This window comes from Cryobacterium sp. TMT1-66-1 (genome assembly GCF_004403435.1).
Lineage (GTDB): Bacteria > Actinomycetota > Actinomycetes > Actinomycetales > Microbacteriaceae > Cryobacterium > Cryobacterium flavum.
In genome coordinates, this window is the sequence record NZ_SOGP01000006.1 from 403,720 (window position 1) to 420,285 (window position 16,566).

Genomic DNA, 16,566 nt, shown 5'->3' on the forward strand with positions numbered 1-16,566 from the left:
GCCGCGGCGAAGACCGGGGCCGCGGCGAAGACCGGGGCCGCGGCGAGCGGGGGTGGTGACGGTAGTGCGTCGCCCGCGACCGTCCCACGGCCAGGCACGCGTTTCGCATGCCGACGAGGGGGACGAGCTCGGTGACGGTGGCGTCGATTATTTCTCGGTGCTCGTCGCGCTGCTGTTGGTTGAGAGTTGATCCAACAGAGCCGAGAGTTTTCCCTGGATCGCGATCACCTGCCTCGCCGTATCCAACTCGCCCGACAGTCGCAGATTCTCTTTCCGCAGCCGGGCCGCGTCCTTCTCCGCGATGCTGGCGGGTGGCGCGCCCGCCGGCCGTGCCAACGCCACCAGAACTCCCTTGTCGCGCTGATCACGCCACTTGCCAACCAAGGAGGTATACAGCTTTTCTCGGCGGAGCCGCGCGCCGCGGCCCTGCCGATCGAGGCTGTCGTACTCGGTCAGAAAGTCGCGTTTGTACTTGGCCTTATAGGTCCGCCGCCGAGCACGCTCGGGAACCTGGGGATCGGGGACATCTTCCATCCCTACAGCCTGCCCGGTCGAGCTGAGATCTGCCATATTTGCATTCGTCAAGGAAAACTCTTCCCCGACCTCTACGACACTATTCGGGACGATCCCGGTGCCCTATACAAGGTTGACAGAGAGGGGTTCGCCAAACCAGAGGCGTCGTTCCATCTCGAGTCGTTTCAGATGACTGAGCAGGACGTTGTGGAACTTGCCGACGCAGTGTTCCTCTTGACCTACTGCCTCTAGGTGGGGCCCAATTGGACGCGACGTTGCTCGGTTTGGAAGATCGTCGACGGCAAGCCGCGACTCGTATTCCACCAGGGAACCAACATCCCGTCCGGACTCTGACGTCCGCTCAAGGTTCCCCTGTGACACAACGTCGGCGCACTCGGGCGCCAGATGGTTTGGCCCCCGATCTGTCGTGGTCGACGTCCCCCTTGCGTGCGTCCAGGGCGATGGCGATAAGTCATTACGGTGGATGACATGACACATCTAGTGATCGTTGCGCCCTTGGAAGCACTCACTGTGGGCGATAGCTTCCCGGTGTCGCGATTTCCGCTTCACTTGACTGTCCTACCGCCGTTCCTCGTGAATATTGACCTGGCGGCGCTCTGGCAGGTTGTGGCAGCGGTGTCGGAGTCAACGGAGCCCTTACTCGCCGAGGTCACGGGGCAGGGAGGATTCGGCGCAAACGGGGAAATAGCTGTTGGCCTGATTCGTCCAATCGCATCACTCTTGGAGGCACACTCGCGGCTGACCGAGGCCTTGATGCCGCTCGGCTGGGTAGCGAAGGAGCCGCAATACAGTGGCGAAGGCTATCGGCCACACATCACCGGCAACAATGAAAGAGCTGTCCGGTCCGGTGAGGTGTTCATCTTGCAGGAGTTAGCAATCGTTGAGATGCTGACCCAACCGATTATCCGTGCCAACTTTAGGCTTCTCGGATAAGGGTCGATGGATAACTTTCTCGCTTCCGAGCTCGGACTTTGCTTGACGCGAGAACTGCTCCGATAGGGCTTGGTCGACCGACACAGTGAACAGGGTCGCCCGCCAGGGGACTCAATAGAGCTATCGAGCGCAGTTCTGCTCGCGTGTAATCTTCCAATGACTCACGTCTTCGGTATCGAATGGCAGCTCAATCATCCCCAACTTCGCCGCGACGCGCTTGGAGACCTCGTTCTCCAGCTCGATCGTCGCCGAGATGGAGCCCAGTGATGAGATGCGAAACACGTGGTCGAGCATGCCGATCCCGATTTCCGTTGCATAACCGTTGCCCCAAGCCTTCTGATGCAAGACATACGTGAGTTCATCGAAGTCTCGATCCGGCGCTCGAATCACGCCACAGTAGCCTACAAACTCGCCAGATCGCGCGTCGAAGACGGCCGAGGTGCCGTAACCGCGATCGACGTACTTTCGCTCGCAGATTTCGATCCACTGCGATACTTCGGGGCGGCTGAGGACGGTCCTGTCCCCGACAAATCGCATCACGTTCGGGTCCGCGCAGAGGTCTGAGAAGTCGTTGAGGTCGTCGCGGCGAAACTGACGCACCGAAAGGTGTTCGGTCCGGAATAGCATCGCACCAGCCTATCCACGCCCGCAGGGGGTTCGTCTTGCGGAACGGGCGTGGGGCCGTTGTAATACGATCAGGACCCTGCACGCCATTGGTTTTCCCTCCGAAGAAGCGCTTCCATGAGGATCCACATCAACGGGGGCAGGCCGCTGGCGTGAAGAGTCCGAGAAGACAGGGGGCACGAATCAACCAAGCGCTTCGATGCGGGGAGCTTGGCGCGCTTACGGATCTACCAGCAGGTGCAGCCGCTCGTGGGCCGTGGACGCGGTCGTCGCTGGCTCGATCACCTGGGTGGCGAAAAGTGCGTCCGCCTCCTCGACGGTCGCGAGCTGCAGCTCCTCCTTTGAGCCGAAGTGGCCGAACAGGACGCTCTTGCTCATCCCACGGCGTCGGCCAGTCTCGCGATCGAGAGCCCGCCGATCCCCTCGACGGTTGCGAGACGAACGATCGTAGGGTTGATGTACGCACGAACGATCGTGCTTATTGGAATCCAGGAGGAACCATCGATGACGATTTTCCCACCCATCGCCCATGTGGCGCTCACGGTACGAGACCTTGAGGTGAGCGTCCCCTGGTACACGGAGTTGTTCGCGGACCAGCCAGTGCTCGATGAGGACACCGGGCCCTTCCGCCACGTCGTCTGGATGGTGAGCGGCACCCTCGTCGGTCTGCACCAGTTCCCCGACTCGGACGTGACGACGCCGTTCAGCGAGCGCCGTGCGGGCTTGGATCACGTCGCATTCGGCGTCGCGGACCGGTCCGAGCTGGAGCTTTGGGAGAAACGCCTGGACCAGCTCGGCGTCAGCCACGACACGATCAAGGACGCCGGATACGGGTCAGGCCTGTCCTTCCGCGATCCCGACGGGCTGCCGCTAGAGTTCTTTGCGCCGCCGGCCTGAGAAGGAGCAGCACCGCCTTGGTTGAGCGTGCGGGGATAGGACCGGACGCTCAACCAAGGGCACGCACGAGTGAAACCAGCGACTCTGTCGCTGGACGGCCGATCAGCCGGACCGGACAACGCTATCGGCCGCGCAGATCATGGCATAGAGTCCCTTTGACCGATCGTGTCACACGGTTGCTGCATCAGCTTGACAGAGTCATTTTCCTCTAGCGGATATGTTTTGGGAACAGGACCAGCGTCAGTGATCGCAGGCTCGGGTGTCTTGGTGGACGTTCCCCTAACGCTCGGCGTCGAGGTGGAACTCGGGAGGTCAGTCGAGAGCCACGCGTGGGGCATCCGCAGAATTCCACCTGAATAGCGTGAGATGCCAACGGCCAGGGCGCTTGCGAGAAGGATCGATGAGGCCATTCGCTCCGAGACCCTCTAGCCGTCGGCGAACCTTCCACGACGCGGGCTCGCCGCCGTTTTTCACAATGTCCTGCCAAGGCGCGACTGCGTCTGCAAGTTTGACACCGGCCACCAGGAGTATGGCCGGGTCTCGGAGATCGACAATGTTATGGGCCTCCACGTGAAATTTGAGCAAGACGAGCTCGTCGACACGACCCTGAGCATGGGCGATCATTGCCGCGTCGACTCCCTCAGGAGATGAGCTCAGGTACAGAGTCCGTTGATTCGGTTCCGAGTACCTGCCGGCCAGACGCGAACCAAGAAGCGCTGCGTCTTGATACGCAGGGGGTACGGCGCGATAGAACGATCCGGATACGCAGGACCAGACATCACCCACCTGTTCCACCAAGGGTTCACCCGACACTAATCACTCCCCAGAACGTCCCGACCGGTCCCTTCCGACGCTACCCGACGCACAGATCGCCATGGACCGTCCCGTTGACCGTTCCCCAGTGACACGGCATCGGCGCGGTCCGCCGCCGAGTGGTTTGGCCTCGTCTCTGTCGCGCTGGTCGTCCGGCTTGCGGGCGGTGCTCTCTGCAAGTGAATGGGCCAAGACGGGCGTGAGCGACCCGGTGTGCTGGGCACATAGGCTGTGGCTGGGGAGCGCGCGCATCCTTTCTTACAGCACCTGCTTTTCAGGCAAGAATACGGAGCGACCATGGAATACACAGGTATTCGCATGATCAAAGCAACAAGCACAACGATTGCGAACATTCTCGCCGATATTCGGCGACTACCGGAGTGGAATCCCGCGATCCTCTCTGTCACAACAGACGATCCAACTGCGGTCGCTGAGAAGGAATACTCGATACGAGCCAAACTGCCTGGTTCCCCCACGATTACCTACGACGAGGTCTCCCGCGGCCAAATCATCTGGCGTCTCGACGGATTTCAAGCCCATGAAACGGGAACGTGGAAACTCGTGCCGGTCACTGAGCAAATGACTGAGGTCACCCATATCATCACTCACCGTGGAGCCGTCTCTCGCGTTCTTGCCGGCGCTTTTCAAAGTGTCCCAGGATTGAGACTTGATCGACTGCAGCGCCGCTCAGAATACGGAGAGTAGCGCACCACCCTCAGGATTCGATCACGCGAAACCGAATTCGAGGGCCGATCGCCGTAACGGTGGGGCCGAATGCTTATCGGGCTCGTTGGTGATTGGTGGGCGGAGCCAACGCTCTTAGCCAACTCACGGTTGGTGATTTGCTCGCCGCCAGTTCCGAGCTGCACCCTATTGAGGCGACAAGGGAGTTTTGCGGCGATCTCTGACTCAGGCAAATAGCCACTTCACGACCGCATCTAGTCGCGCACCCGCCGATCCGGCACCCAGCGTCCCGGTGACGGTTCCCATGTGACACAGCATCGGCGCCCTTGGCGATCGAGTGGAGAGGCCGCGAATTCGTCGCGTTGGAGGTCCCTCTTGCGGGGCAGTCTCTGGACAAGACGTCGTGAAGCGCCACTGTCGACCGTGTGAGCAGACGCCAGCAATCCGGACTCTTTCCCGCGATCGCGGCCGCCCTGTGACTTTCGGGATTGGCTCTCGGTTTGTTCGCAGGAGATCCGGTCTTCCGCTTGGTCGGAGTGGTCTCTTTTGCCGCAGCGATTCCATTTGCAGTCGTTCGCGGCTGCGGTTTACGCGACCTTCGATGATGGTTCGTCATCCCGCTCGGCATCATTCCGTCGGCGCCCCATGCGCCCACCACCGAGCTGCCGGTGTAGACCCGGCCCCGCACAGAATGGAGACCCCGATGGGGACGACGCCCCGGCCGGAATCCGGCCTGACCTTCACCGCCGAGCTGCAGGTGTACCCGGACCGGGCGTAGTACTTCTTCACGGTGCCGGCGGAACAGTCCGAGGACATCCGCCACCTCACGAACGGCCGACGGGGTGGCTTCGGATCCCCGTCGAGCGCAACCAAGCAATCCTCCAACAAGACCTATCTCTACACGGCCTCCATTCAGATCTGGAACAACGGCGCCCTGCAAAAGACCTACCAGAATCGTTTATCTGTGCGAACGAGCGATTGGGTGATCGTGACGTCCTACATCAGCCGCACCTAAGGTAGAGGACTATGTCTAAGCGAGTCGACGAAGCATCGGCCTTACTCGATGAACTCTTCGCGTATCTCGAGGGGTTCGACCCGCCCATCTTCAGCACTGACGGGGCTGCAGAGACTGTCATGGTGGAGGCAGCAAAACCCGGCCCTGCTGCGAATGTTCTGATCACTCAACGCGAGTTTCAGTCGTACTACGAAGTGCTACTTGAATCGGCGGCTGACGATCCTAGTCCAGGTTCTCTTCGAAGGAGAGCCTTCTCGCTCTTCTCTGTGTTACTTCAGGAAGCCGCGTGGGACATGTCGGAGCCCGGATCGCTTGGCTACCAATTAGTGGGGCACCGATTCGTTTCTCGAGATTGAATCAGTGGTATCAGAACCATACGATCCGATACCGCCGAGCACCGGCAAGCTCCGCGGGCGCAGCCCCGAGGCGATGGATGCGAAGCGCGCCCGGGGACGGCGCCGCCGTCCGAATGGGTATCATCCCAGAAGTGCACTACCCCTGGATGGAGCTGAGCATGTCCAACGGCACCACGAACCTGGTGTCGCTGGGCGTGTATCCGACCCAGGCGGCGGGGTCATCACGATAGCAATAACGGGAAGCGAGTGCGCCGTCCCGCAGGGGGTTCGGCTTGCGGGCGCTGCACACAGATGGTCCAACACGTGTCGCGCTCCGGAAAGGGACCGTGTTTCCTCACTCTAGGGACCCGCTGGACGTGCGGCCCGAGGCGAGGTGTGGTTGATTACGCTCGGGGGATGAGAGATTCGGCCCGGCCTGAACACGAGATCGAAATCCCTCAGTCCTTTCGAGAGATGCCACGTTGGTGGAGCGACGGGACGGAATGGCTTGATTCGCTCCCTGGCCGCATTGCAGACAAGTGCGCTGATTGGCGTCTGCGACCGGATGGCAGCGCGCTCCATGGCTCGAATGCGATCGCTCTGACGGTGACTCGTGACGGGGTCCTGCTCCCCTTGCGACTGACTCCGCCTCATTCCAGTTTCCAGCTCGAGATCGACGCGCTCCGCTTCGGGGACGGACGCGGAACAGTCCTGCTGTTCGAGCACGATTCCGATGCTGGCGCAATGCTTCTGGAACGACTTGAGACCACGGAAACTCTCGCAAGCGCCCCCTTGATAGACGCGGTGCCCGTGATCGCACGTCTCATGCGGAGACTGGCCGTTCCCGCCAACGATTCCGACGTGCCATCCACCGCAGATGTGGTTGAAGCTCGCGCCGGGATGCTCGAGGCTGACTGGGAACGGCTCGTCAAACCCTTCGACCGAACGATCCTTGCCCAGACGCTCAAAATCGCCCAGGATCTGAGAGCCACCCCTCGCAATGACGCTGTGAACGGGGACCTCCACTTCGACCAGATCCTCGCCGGAAGACGAGAGCCGTGGCTGGCCGTGGACCCCGTACTTCTTCGGGGCGACATCGAATACGACCTCGCCCGGATCCTGTGGACTCGGCTGGACGAGATGAACGATGATGATGAAATCCTGTTCCACTTCGAAACCGTCGCCCGTGAGGCACAACTCGACCGCGAACGGGCAGGGAAATGGGTGTTGTACCGCAGCGTGGACTATTGGCTGTGAGTCCTGGACAATGGCCTCACTACCGACCCCGAGCGCTGTCGACGATTGGTGGCGATCTTTGCGCACCACCAGCCCAGTAGCGAGAGGGATGCTGCCGCCCGCTCAGCGTTCCCCACTAGGAGCCTCTGGCGGGGGTGCTCCCAGGTCACCGCGAGGGGAACACGATTCGCGGAAATCAAGCTCTCGACAGCCCCATCCTCCGGCGTCGGTTTCACCGGGCTTCGCACCGCCCGCACCGCAGCAATCGGCGCAGGGCTTTATTTGGTTTGGCCGTCGTGCGCTCGGCCACCGCACCACCGCCGTCTAGAAGTCAGTCACTTTCTTGGCATGCCACGCACACCTTGCGGGAATACGATCTCTCTATCGGGCTTCCCGTCACGTCGGCAGCCCGCGACGCACCGCCTCACAGCAGCGTCGAAGCATCGCTGCACCACAGATTGACGCCGCTGCGATGCGGCGGCTAATCGTTAAATTGTGACCCCGACGACACCGTTTCTCATCCAGCTAAAGCACACAGGGAGCATCAATGAGCACTGACGACCAGACCAACACATGCAGTTTCCACATGAGCGGTGCGCTGCCAGCAGGTGGCGACCACCTCGGTGGCACCTTCGGTCAGTCGCCGACCCTGGACAGTTGGTACCCGCAGCGTCTCCGGGTTGAGCTTCTCCACCGGAACGGCGTAGACGCCGACCCGCTCGGCGCGGACTTCGACTACGCGGCGGCTTTCGCCACGATCGACCTCACGACGCTCAAGTCGGACATCAAGCGACTGCTCACCACATCGGTCGACTGGTGGCCGGCGGACTACGGCAACTACGGTCCACAGATGATCCGAATGGCGTGGCATGCCGCCGGCACGTACCGAATTGCCGACGGCCGTGGCGGAGCGGGCACCGCGATGCAGCGGTTCGCACCAATCGGAAGCTGGTGGGACAACGGCAACACCGACAAATCACGACGACTCCTACAGCCGATCAAGCACCAGTACGGCAACGCTCTGTCGTGGGCCGACCTGATGGTCTTGACCGGCAACTGCTCCCTCGAGTTGATGGGCCTGCCGACGTACGGCTTCGGTGGTGGACGCCTCGATGCGTGGGAACCGGACGACGGCACCTGGTGGGGCCCGGAGGTCTGGAACCCGCACGCGGTCGCGAGCCCTGACGAGATGGTGAGCCGCGACGAACGCTGGCATGGTCAGAACGGCGACGCGGGCTACGACTTGCAGAGCCCCCTGGCCGCGTCGCACCAGGCGCTCATCTACGTCAACCCTGAGGGGCCCTATTCGAACGGCGACCCGCTGGGCTCAGCACGCGACATTCGCATCACGTTCACGCGGATGGCGATGAACGACGAGGAAACGGTGGCATTGATCGCCGGTGGCCACGCGTTCGGTAAGAGCCACGGCCAGGTACCCGCATCCGACATCGGACCATCACCCGAGAAAGCCCCGATCGAGTCGATGGGGCTCGGTTGGCACAACCCGGTGGGTACCGGCAGTGCCGAGCACACTTCGACCAACGGCATCGAGGGCAGCTGGACTCCGAACCCGACACAGTGGGACAACACCTACCTCGAGAACCTGTTCGCGTACGACTACGAGCAGACGAAAAGCCCGGCCGGCGCGCTGCAGTGGACACCGACTGACTCGGAGGCGCCGAAGACTCCGGACGCCCACGTACCCGGTCAGATGAACCCGCTCATGATGATGACCTCGGACATCGCACTCAAGGTCGACCCGGAGTATCGGGCCATATGCGAGCGTTTCCTGGCCGACTTCGATCTGTTCACCCTCGCGTTCTCGAAGGCCTGGTACAAGCTCACGCACCGCGACATGGGGCCGAAGCACCGGTACCTCGGCCCGGAGGTCACCATCGCCGACGACCTGCTCTGGCAGGACCCGCTCCCGGACGCAGCAGGATACTCACTCGACGAGGCCGACGTGGCAGCGCTCAAGGAAGCCGTCCTCGCGACCGGGCTGTCCGTGTCCGACCTCGTCTACACGGCGTTCTCCGCCGCCTCGACCTACCGCGACAGCGACAAGCGCGGAGGGGCGAACGGTGCCCGCCTGGCCTTGTCGCCGCAGAAAGACTGGGCGGTCAACCGACGCACCGTCCCAGTCATCGACGCGCTGCGGAACGTGCAGGCGGCTTTCACGGCGACGTCGGGCGGACGGAAGGTATCTCTCGCCGACCTCATCGTCCTCGCCGGCAGCGCCGCCGTGGAGCAGGCGGCACGGGCGGCAGGATCTGACGCCAGCGTGCCGTTTACGCCAGGCCGTGTCGACACGACGCAGGAGTTGACCGACATCGAGATGTTCGAGTGGCTGCGACCCATTGCGGACGGGTTCCGCAACTTCGTGTCCGAGCGCTTCGAAGAGTTTGCTCCGGGCGTCGCGCCCGAGGCGGCATTCCTCGACAAGGCGAACCTGTTCACTCTCACCGCACCGGAGTGGACCGTGCTGCACGCCGGGCTCCGCGTGCTCGGCAGCAACTGGGACGGGTCCGACGTGGGTGTGCTCACGGATCACGTCGGAGCACTGACGACCGACTTCCTCGTGAATCTGACCGACACCGACCTCATCTGGACGAAGGACGACGAGACCGCGATGACCTTCACTGGTCGGGTTCAGGCGACCGGCGAGGCTCGCTGGAGGGCCTCCCGGAATGACCTGGTATTCGGCTCGAACGCGCAACTGCGGTCGATCGCCGACGCCTACGCGGGCAGCGACGGGCAAGAGCGGTTCGTCCGCGAATTCATCCGCGTCTGGTCGAAGGTCATGATGCTTGACCGCTACGACGTCAATGGCCACAAGCGTTACGGGGCGATGGCCGCCTGACCCCGGAGGTCGCGTCCTGGCGAGCTGACGGCGTGGAGGCACGGCGCGGTCACGCGCTGAGCCTCCACGCCGTCGAGGCCTTGACCGAACGACGCTTGAGGCCGCGAGCCGAACGTTGCACGGATTGATCAGGCTGGGGACGGCCAAGGAACCTCCGCGGGCAGCACGTGGTCGACCACACTCGCACCTCGACGGCCTGCGAGGGTGGGCGGGCCGCTATGCCCTGGAAGCCGTTGCCCCCACTCGTAGAGACGCCGGCCGGATTTGCTTTGGCCTCGGGTCACGAGAGGGTGCCGCTGATGTTCTCTGTGGCGGCTCGTAAGGCCTGAGCCTTCCGGGGTCATGTCCCGCTGAGGAATGCGCGTGACCGGTAGGGGTTCGTCATAAGGGACGACCGCGGTGTATGCCTTGGATCGGCGTTTAGCCCGAGGGCGGCGGGACCGAGGCGCCGCCGCGCAGCGCCTCCCGGAGGTTCAGCTCGTCGCCGGCCTGGAGCTGGCGGCTGGTGAGGGGGTTGAGGAAGCCGAGGTCGTCGAGCGTGATACCGAAGCGGTCGGCGATGTCGTTGAGCGTGTCGCCGGCGACCGCGCGATAGGAGATGGGAGAACCACCGGCTGTTGCGGTGGCGCCGCCAGCGCCGAACCGAGCGCCTGTATCGACGGCGAGTAGCCCGGGGCGGGTGTCCGGTACGTCCCAGGTGATCGTGCCAACCGCCCGGGGAGTGAGCACGCAGCCGTCAGGATCGGTCGTGGCCGGGGTGCTCGCGGTGATGACGGCGGTCAGGTAGTAGCTGGGGTCGCCCCGGGAGAAGTCCCTGTCGCCCAGGCTCAGCCCGGGCTGATCGGCGTCCGTGGAGAGGTTGCCGAACGAGAAGTTGTACATGTCGGCCAGGCAGGTCGTGGTGTCCGACCAGGGACTGAAGAACAGTTGCACGCCTCCGGGAACGTCCGAGTTGAAGTCCTTCAGCGCAACGTCGAACCCGCCGCCTCCCGCAGTGACCACGACGGTTCCGGAGATGGTGTTATCCCCCGAGGCCGACGTGAGCTCGGCCGTGCCGATGACACCGTCGGGGATGACGACGTCGGCTGTGTCGTCGGACAGGGCCGGCGCAACACTATGGACAGCGGTGTCAACCGGTGGAGTCTCGGTCGTCGGGGGCGAGCATGCCACCAGCCCGAGCACCAAAGTGATGCTCCCCAGAACGGATGTCGTCAGTCGTGGCATCAGGTCCCCTCCCCACCGAACCCAGTATGGCAGTCGGCCCCATCGCCGGTCCCGCCGCGGTCTCGACCAACGAAGTAGCTCGACGCACCGATCGCTATGAACCGTCCCGTAAGCGGTTCCCCTTGCGGGATGGCGGTAAGGCCATCTGCGGTGAAAGAACGCCGCCTCTCTTCAACAAAAAAAACACAAGCACATCCCGCAGAGGCGCCGGTCCGTGCCCCAACTGTCTTTAGCTAAATCCCCGTGATGGTGTAGCGACGCTCAATACCGGAGGTCGCCCGACCCCATTCACTGGATGAGACTCGTTGTTGGTGAGTGTGGAACGACGCGGTATCCCGAAAGCGCTCATCGACCTGCCAGACGACCGGATCGTGGGTGGGCGTCACGTTGAACGAAATGCATCCGTTTTCGGCGCGGGTCAGCCCCAAGTGGACGGGAAGGTACTGCACAACGATCGCAGCTTCGCCGAGGTCGTCGCACAGGAGTTGACCAGTCAATCGCACACTTTCCATAGCGCCATTCTCGCAGCGCCAAAGGCCAACCAATGCCGCGACGGGTATCGGATCGGATCTCCGGCCACCTCCGCTGGCCCGTAGAGCGTTCTCTTGTGACCGCCCAGGAGTTCACGCCTATTTCGTGTGATCGCAGCCAGGCTCCCACCACAGGAGAGTCGTTTCAATCTCCCGGAGGACGAAACGTTCGACGCTGGCCTATAGAGGATCAAGGGATTCTTTACGAAGGCGGAGCGAGCCGCTGCAGCACCGTCGCCGGCTCGGATTTTACGGCGCGGTCAGGCTCCGCGTAGTGCGCCTTTGTCGTCGACGTCGAGGTGTGTCCGAGTACATCGGCCGCCGCCTGCAAACCCAGTTCGTTGGCGAGCAGCGTCGCCCCGTTCGGCGGAAGGCGTGGGGGGTGATCCCCATGCCTTCGAGGCCAGCGTTCCGGAGAATCTCGCGGAATGTGCGCCGGACGTTGTGCGGCGCGAGTGGCTTGCCGTTCCGCGTGAAGAACAGCAGATGTTCCCCGTCCTCCGCCTCGATCAGTCTTATACGTCGTCGTATTACCTCTGCCGCGAATTGCGGCACGGCGACGACCCGGTTCGACTCATGCGTTTTGGGATGCGCCGGACGAATCACGCCGGCGCCACTTTGCACGACGAGCGTTCCGCGGATGTGCACCCAAGGCGGGTCGGCGGTCATATCTGTGTCGCACTTTCGAAGCGCCAGCGTCTCCCCGATGCGCGTCGCCGTGCCGAGCATCACCTCGATCAGCGCTCGCCCCCCGCGGCCGCCCATGGACGGTACGGGCTCGTGAAGACCGTCCAGCCACCGAAGAACATCGGAGACGCGGTAGCGAATCTCCCGTCCGACGCGAATGCCGGATGGGCCGCGGCCATCGGTACGCAGGTCGTAAATCGCCTGCACGTGCAGACCGAGATACTTGGCGAGCTCGCTCGTCGTGAGTACGGGCTCCAAACCGAGCCCCGAGAGATTTGTAGCATCCATAACCCGTAGGTGCCCAAGGTCACACCAGGTGAATCGAACTGGGTCGCGTACCTTCTTTCCGAGCACCCACAGGGGTCGGGCGCCGCGGAATAAACGTTGAATAAACGTTGAGTGAATCAAGTCTTGCCCCTTCAGTGAGGACAAGAAACCTTGGTCAGACGATGTTTTCGGTGCCCCCGGTAGGAATCGAACCTACGACAATCGGATTAGAAGGCCGGTGCTCTATCCACTGAGCTACGGGGGCGGGACTGTACAAGGTTACAGGCCACCGGACGTGGTCAGGTCAACGCAACGCTCAACGCATCCGCTCAGCTCAGCGCAGGGCGGCCAGGTCGTCCATGACGGAATAGCCCGGAACGGCGGAAACGGGCGCGCCGCTCTGCAGGAGTGACGCGATCTCCCGGCCCAGTTCGGCGGTCGAAAAGCCCATACCCGGCCCGGCGGTCGCCGGCAGCTGGGCCAGAACGTGCACGGCGGCGGCCTCGATGGCCCGCGCAGCGTCGCCCTCGCCGAGGTGGGCAAGGCACATCGCGGTCGAGAGTATCGCCCCCACCGGGTTCGCCCAGCCTCGGCCGGCGATGTCGGGCGCGGAGCCGTGAATCGCCTCGAACATGCTCGGGCCAGAGCCATCGAGGTTTAGATTCGCGCTCGCGGCGACTCCCAAGCCGCCCTGGATGGCCGCGCCCAGGTCGGTGATAATGTCCCCAAATAAATTGTCGGTCACGACCACGTTGAAGCGTTCCGGGGCCGTCGGCAGGTAGAAGCAGAAGGCGTCGACGTGCACGTAGTCCACGGGAACGGTGGGAAAACGCGCACTCAGCTCGTCGACTGTCGACTGCCAGAGGGTGCCGGCCTCGACCAGAATGTTCTTCTTGTGGCACAGGGTCAGTGTGCCACCCCGCCGCTCGGCCAGACGAAACGCGAACTCGACCACACGTTCAACGCCCATGCGGGTATTGACGGATTCCTGCACGGCGACGGCGTTCGGAGTTCCCGCGTGCACCGTCGACCCGCGCCCCACGTAGGAGCCCTCGGTGTTCTCGCGCACGATCACGAGGTCGCAGCGCTCCGGGGTGAGGCCGGCGATGGGCGTGGCCACACCGGGATAGAGCTTGATCGGGCGCAGATTCACGGCCTGCTGAAAGGTGCGGCGCATCTCGAGGATGAAACCGCGTTCCAGAATGCCGGGCGCGACGGCGGGGTCGCCCATCGCGCCGAACAGAATGGCGTCGTGGCTGCGCAGCTGCGCCTGCAAGGCCGGAGTCCAGAGTTCGCCGGTCGCCAGGTAATGCCGGGCGCCAGCTGAGATCTCGGTGACTTCCGTGCTGAAACCGAACATCGACTCCGCTGCCGCGAGCACATCGAGGGAGGCGTCGATGACTTCGGGCCCGATGCCGTCACCGCGAATCACGGCCAGCCGGTGGACTCTCGCTGTGCTGGTCATCCTTCTCCTCCTGGATAAATGAGTGCCGCGGCAGGTCATTGACCTGAGGATCGGCGCTCGATACTCTAGTTAGGTTACTGGTCAGACCAGTAGAAAGACCAGCACGTCCCCCTGTGAATGACAGAAAGCGGTCCCGTGACTTTGTTCTCGATTCCCTACCCGGCCGGGCTCCCCATCGGCGAGCGCTGGCTGGACTGCCCCGAGCAGGCGGAAATCGTGTTCCCGTTCGACGGTTCCCCGGTGGCGCAGTCGCCGGTCGGTACCGTGGCGCAAGCCTCGCTTGCAGTGGATGCCGCCGCCTCGGTACGCGCGGAACTGGCCGGGCTGAGCACCGGCATCCGTCGTACCCTGCTGGTCGGCATTCACGACGCCCTCGCCGAGCAGACGGCACAGTTCGAGCAGCTGCTCGTGCTGGAGACCGGGAAACCGCTCGTGGACTGCCGCACGGAGGTGGCCCGCGCCCTCACCACTTGGTCGGCCAGTGCCGAGGAAGTCGCCCACCAGCACGGTGAAACCGTGCCCCTTGACCTGCAGCCGAGCGGTGTGGGCATGATCGGATACTGGACGCGCCGGCCCGCTGGCATCGTCGTGGGCATCACCGGTTTCAACTATCCACTACTGCTGGCCAGCCACAAGCTGGCCCCCGCGATCGCGGCCGGCTGCCCGATCATCATCAAGCCGGCGCCGAACACTCCGCTGTCTACGCTGTGGGCGGTCGATCTGATTCGCGGCGTGCTGCGCGAACACGGGGTGTCGCCCGCTGCCGTTCAGCTCGTCACCGGGGGCATCGACGTCGGTGACGCGCTCGTGCGTGACCCCCGGGTGGCGGTGGTCTCCTTCACCGGTTCCGCCGCCGTCGGGCACCAGATAGCGCGCTCGGCTGCACCACGAAAGGTCGTGTTGGAGCTGGGCGCCAATACCGCCCTGATCGTCGCGAGCGACGCCGACGTCGAGAAAGCCGTCGACGCGGTGATTCGCGGCGGCTTCTACGCCAACGGCCAGGCCTGCATCTCGGTGCAGCGCATTCTCGTGCACGATGCGATCGCCGACGAATTCGAGCGGATGCTGCTGGCCCGCCTCCCCGAGGTGAGCGTCGGCGACCCGCGCGATGACAGCACGCGGGTGGCGCCGGTCATCAACGAGGCCGCCACCCGGCGCATTCTGGCCTGGATCGCCGCCGCCCGGGCCGGTGGGGCCCGGGTTCTGGCCGGCGGCCATCTGGTCGAGCGCAGCATTGCGCCGACCGTGCTGGCCGACGTTCCGCCGGAGGCCCAGGCCTGGTGCGAGGAAATCTTTGGACCGGTCGTCATTCTGCAGCGCGTCTCCGACCTCGGGTCGGCGATCGAGCTGGTCAACCGCTCGCGTTACGGCCTGCAGGCCGCGATCTACACGAGTTCACTGCAGCGAGCGTTTCGCGCCATCAATGAGCTCGATGTCGGCGGCGTCGTAGTCAACGAGATCCCCGGATTTCGCTCCGACATCATGCCCTACGGCGGCGTGAAGGATTCCGGCACGGGCCGGGAAGGTCCCCGGTTTGCCATCGAGGAGTTCACCGTGACCCGCATGGCCATGATCCGCCCGTAACCCATTCAGAAAGAAATACCGTGGACTACACCCAACTGTTCCAGTTTTCCGGTCGCCGCGTTCTCGTGATCGGGGCCGGCAGCGGCATCGGCCGGGAGAGCGCCCGCGCCCTGCACGCCCACGGAGCCACGGTCATCTGTGCCGACCGCGATACGGCCAGCGCGGCGGCCACCGCTTCCGGGCTCGGTGCCGGAGCGACCTCGCTGCAGGTTGACGTGCTCGACCAGGCGGCCGTGCGGGCCGTTGCCGGCGACCTGCCGGATCTCGCCGCACTCGTCTTCACGGCCGCGACCAACGTGCGCAAACGCATCGCGGACTACACCCTCGACGAATTCGACCGCGTGGTGAATCTCAACCTGCGGGCCGCTTTCGTGCTCATTCAGGCCTTTGCGCCGGCCATGGCCGCTAACAACGGCGGCAGCATCATTGGCTTCGCCTCCATTCGGGCGGTCACGGTTGAGCCCGGCCAGGGCGTCTACGCCGCGACCAAGGCCGGGCTGGTGCAGCTGTTGCGCACGGCGGCCGCCGAATACGGGCCGGCCGGTGTTCGAGTCAACGCAATCTCCCCCGGCGTCGTGGAAACCCCGCTGACGGCGCAGATCAAGAACAATCCCGGCTGGTACAACGCCTACGCCGCCAAGAGCGCTCTCGGCCGCTGGTCGACCCCGAGCGAGCTCGCCGGTGCCGTGGTCTACCTCGCCTCGGACGCGTCGCGGTTTGTCACCGGGTCGGTGCTCACCGTCGACGGCGGCTGGACCGCGGTCGACGGCCGCTTCGACCCGCCGAACAGCTAGCCGCTCGGGGCGGCTGACGCACGGCCACCCGAATCAGTGCGCCCGTGGAGGCGGGCTGTGCCGCACTGCGGCCGGCACAGGGGG

Annotated in this window: 16 protein-coding genes and 1 tRNA gene; 8 read left to right on the top strand and 9 right to left on the bottom strand. The window is 63.8% G+C overall.

Annotated features, from left to right (window positions below):
- Positions 1 to 147: 147 nt before the first annotated feature.
- Positions 148 to 570 carry a hypothetical protein gene (locus tag E3T29_RS04400; RefSeq protein ID WP_134344216.1) on the bottom strand — a complete coding sequence of 141 codons (423 nt, stop codon included), beginning with the start codon at positions 568 to 570 and terminating at the stop codon, positions 148 to 150.
- A 432-nt stretch (positions 571 to 1,002) separates the two neighbouring features.
- On the opposite strand from E3T29_RS04400, the gene E3T29_RS04405 reads away from it, so the two are divergent.
- Positions 1,003 to 1,467, top strand: a complete 465-nt coding sequence (locus E3T29_RS04405) for a 2'-5' RNA ligase family protein (RefSeq protein WP_134344217.1) — start codon at positions 1,003 to 1,005, stop codon at positions 1,465 to 1,467.
- 120 nt (positions 1,468 to 1,587) lie between these two features.
- On the opposite strand, the gene E3T29_RS04410 is transcribed toward E3T29_RS04405, so the two are convergent.
- Both E3T29_RS04410 and E3T29_RS19565 read right to left on the bottom strand, forming a co-directional pair.
- Positions 1,588 to 2,067 carry a GNAT family N-acetyltransferase gene (locus tag E3T29_RS04410; protein ID WP_166792320.1) on the bottom strand — a complete coding sequence of 160 codons (480 nt, stop codon included), beginning with the start codon at positions 2,065 to 2,067 and terminating at the stop codon, positions 1,588 to 1,590.
- 243 nt (positions 2,068 to 2,310) lie between these two features.
- Entirely contained in the window at positions 2,311 to 2,469 is a 159-nt protein-coding gene (locus tag E3T29_RS19565; protein ID WP_166789886.1) for a hypothetical protein, read from the bottom strand.
- A gap of 126 nt (positions 2,470 to 2,595) precedes the next feature.
- Here E3T29_RS19565 and E3T29_RS04415 point away from each other — a divergent pair, with 126 nt between their 5' ends.
- Positions 2,596 to 2,988 carry a VOC family protein gene (locus E3T29_RS04415; RefSeq protein ID WP_134344221.1) on the top strand — a complete coding sequence of 131 codons (393 nt, stop codon included), beginning with the start codon at positions 2,596 to 2,598 and terminating at the stop codon, positions 2,986 to 2,988.
- A 312-nt stretch (positions 2,989 to 3,300) separates the two neighbouring features.
- Here E3T29_RS04415 and E3T29_RS04420 read toward each other — a convergent pair whose 3' ends face one another.
- The gene (locus tag E3T29_RS04420; RefSeq protein WP_370449109.1) at positions 3,301 to 3,801 is read right to left on the bottom strand and encodes an RES family NAD+ phosphorylase; all 501 of its coding nucleotides are present in this window, start codon (positions 3,799 to 3,801) and stop codon (positions 3,301 to 3,303) included.
- A 297-nt stretch (positions 3,802 to 4,098) separates the two neighbouring features.
- Between E3T29_RS04420 and E3T29_RS04425 the strand changes: the two genes are divergently transcribed.
- From E3T29_RS04425 to katG, 4 genes are all read left to right on the top strand, one after another.
- On the top strand, positions 4,099 to 4,506 hold the full coding sequence (locus E3T29_RS04425) for an SRPBCC family protein (RefSeq protein WP_134344223.1): 408 nt from the start codon (positions 4,099 to 4,101) through the stop codon (positions 4,504 to 4,506).
- 769 nt (positions 4,507 to 5,275) lie between these two features.
- Positions 5,276 to 5,500, top strand: a complete 225-nt coding sequence (locus E3T29_RS04430; RefSeq protein ID WP_134344225.1) for a hypothetical protein — start codon at positions 5,276 to 5,278, stop codon at positions 5,498 to 5,500.
- A gap of 752 nt (positions 5,501 to 6,252) precedes the next feature.
- Positions 6,253 to 7,092: an aminoglycoside phosphotransferase family protein gene (locus tag E3T29_RS04435; protein WP_134344226.1), complete on the top strand. Its 840-nt coding sequence runs from the start codon at positions 6,253 to 6,255 to the stop codon at positions 7,090 to 7,092.
- 526 nt (positions 7,093 to 7,618) lie between these two features.
- Positions 7,619 to 9,931, top strand: a complete 2,313-nt coding sequence (katG, locus tag E3T29_RS04440; RefSeq protein ID WP_134344227.1) for a catalase/peroxidase HPI — start codon at positions 7,619 to 7,621, stop codon at positions 9,929 to 9,931.
- A gap of 420 nt (positions 9,932 to 10,351) precedes the next feature.
- On the opposite strand, the gene E3T29_RS04445 is transcribed toward katG, so the two are convergent.
- From E3T29_RS04445 to E3T29_RS04465, 5 genes are all read right to left on the bottom strand, one after another.
- Positions 10,352 to 11,155 carry a LysM domain-containing protein gene (locus E3T29_RS04445; protein WP_134344229.1) on the bottom strand — a complete coding sequence of 268 codons (804 nt, stop codon included), beginning with the start codon at positions 11,153 to 11,155 and terminating at the stop codon, positions 10,352 to 10,354.
- A gap of 233 nt (positions 11,156 to 11,388) precedes the next feature.
- A complete protein-coding gene (locus E3T29_RS04450) occupies positions 11,389 to 11,667 on the bottom strand; it encodes a putative quinol monooxygenase (RefSeq protein ID WP_134344230.1) in 279 nt (92 codons plus the stop codon).
- 267 nt (positions 11,668 to 11,934) lie between these two features.
- A complete protein-coding gene (locus E3T29_RS04455; RefSeq protein WP_241987632.1) occupies positions 11,935 to 12,630 on the bottom strand; it encodes a tyrosine-type recombinase/integrase in 696 nt (231 codons plus the stop codon).
- 201 nt (positions 12,631 to 12,831) lie between these two features.
- A tRNA-Arg gene (locus E3T29_RS04460) sits at positions 12,832 to 12,904 on the bottom strand.
- A gap of 69 nt (positions 12,905 to 12,973) precedes the next feature.
- Positions 12,974 to 14,104, bottom strand: a complete 1,131-nt coding sequence (locus E3T29_RS04465; protein ID WP_134344234.1) for a 3-isopropylmalate dehydrogenase — start codon at positions 14,102 to 14,104, stop codon at positions 12,974 to 12,976.
- Between the two features lie 135 nt (positions 14,105 to 14,239).
- Here E3T29_RS04465 and E3T29_RS04470 point away from each other — a divergent pair, with 135 nt between their 5' ends.
- Both E3T29_RS04470 and E3T29_RS04475 read left to right on the top strand, forming a co-directional pair.
- Positions 14,240 to 15,688 (top strand): aldehyde dehydrogenase family protein, encoded by a 1,449-nt coding sequence (locus tag E3T29_RS04470; RefSeq protein WP_241987633.1) that lies wholly within the window; start codon positions 14,240 to 14,242, stop codon positions 15,686 to 15,688.
- A gap of 20 nt (positions 15,689 to 15,708) precedes the next feature.
- On the top strand, positions 15,709 to 16,482 hold the full coding sequence (locus E3T29_RS04475) for an SDR family NAD(P)-dependent oxidoreductase (protein ID WP_134344235.1): 774 nt from the start codon (positions 15,709 to 15,711) through the stop codon (positions 16,480 to 16,482).
- Positions 16,483 to 16,566 lie beyond the last annotated feature (84 nt).

Bases quoted from the DNA above. Each gene is read 5' to 3' on its own strand.
- E3T29_RS04445 (WP_134344229.1), bottom strand. From the start codon at position 11,155: ATGCCACGACTGACGACATCCGTTCTGGGGAGCATCACTTTGGTGCTC.
- E3T29_RS04425 (WP_134344223.1), top strand. From the start codon at position 4,099: ATGGAATACACAGGTATTCGCATGATCAAAGCAACAAGCACAACGATT.
- E3T29_RS04465 (WP_134344234.1), bottom strand. From the start codon at position 14,104: ATGACCAGCACAGCGAGAGTCCACCGGCTGGCCGTGATTCGCGGTGAC.
- katG (WP_134344227.1), top strand. From the start codon at position 7,619: ATGAGCACTGACGACCAGACCAACACATGCAGTTTCCACATGAGCGGT.
- E3T29_RS04415 (WP_134344221.1), top strand. From the start codon at position 2,596: ATGACGATTTTCCCACCCATCGCCCATGTGGCGCTCACGGTACGAGAC.
- E3T29_RS04400 (WP_134344216.1), bottom strand. From the start codon at position 570: ATGGCAGATCTCAGCTCGACCGGGCAGGCTGTAGGGATGGAAGATGTC.
- E3T29_RS19565 (WP_166789886.1), bottom strand. From the start codon at position 2,469: ATGAGCAAGAGCGTCCTGTTCGGCCACTTCGGCTCAAAGGAGGAGCTG.
- E3T29_RS04405 (WP_134344217.1), top strand. From the start codon at position 1,003: ATGACACATCTAGTGATCGTTGCGCCCTTGGAAGCACTCACTGTGGGC.
- E3T29_RS04450 (WP_134344230.1), bottom strand. From the start codon at position 11,667: ATGGAAAGTGTGCGATTGACTGGTCAACTCCTGTGCGACGACCTCGGC.
- E3T29_RS04435 (WP_134344226.1), top strand. From the start codon at position 6,253: ATGAGAGATTCGGCCCGGCCTGAACACGAGATCGAAATCCCTCAGTCC.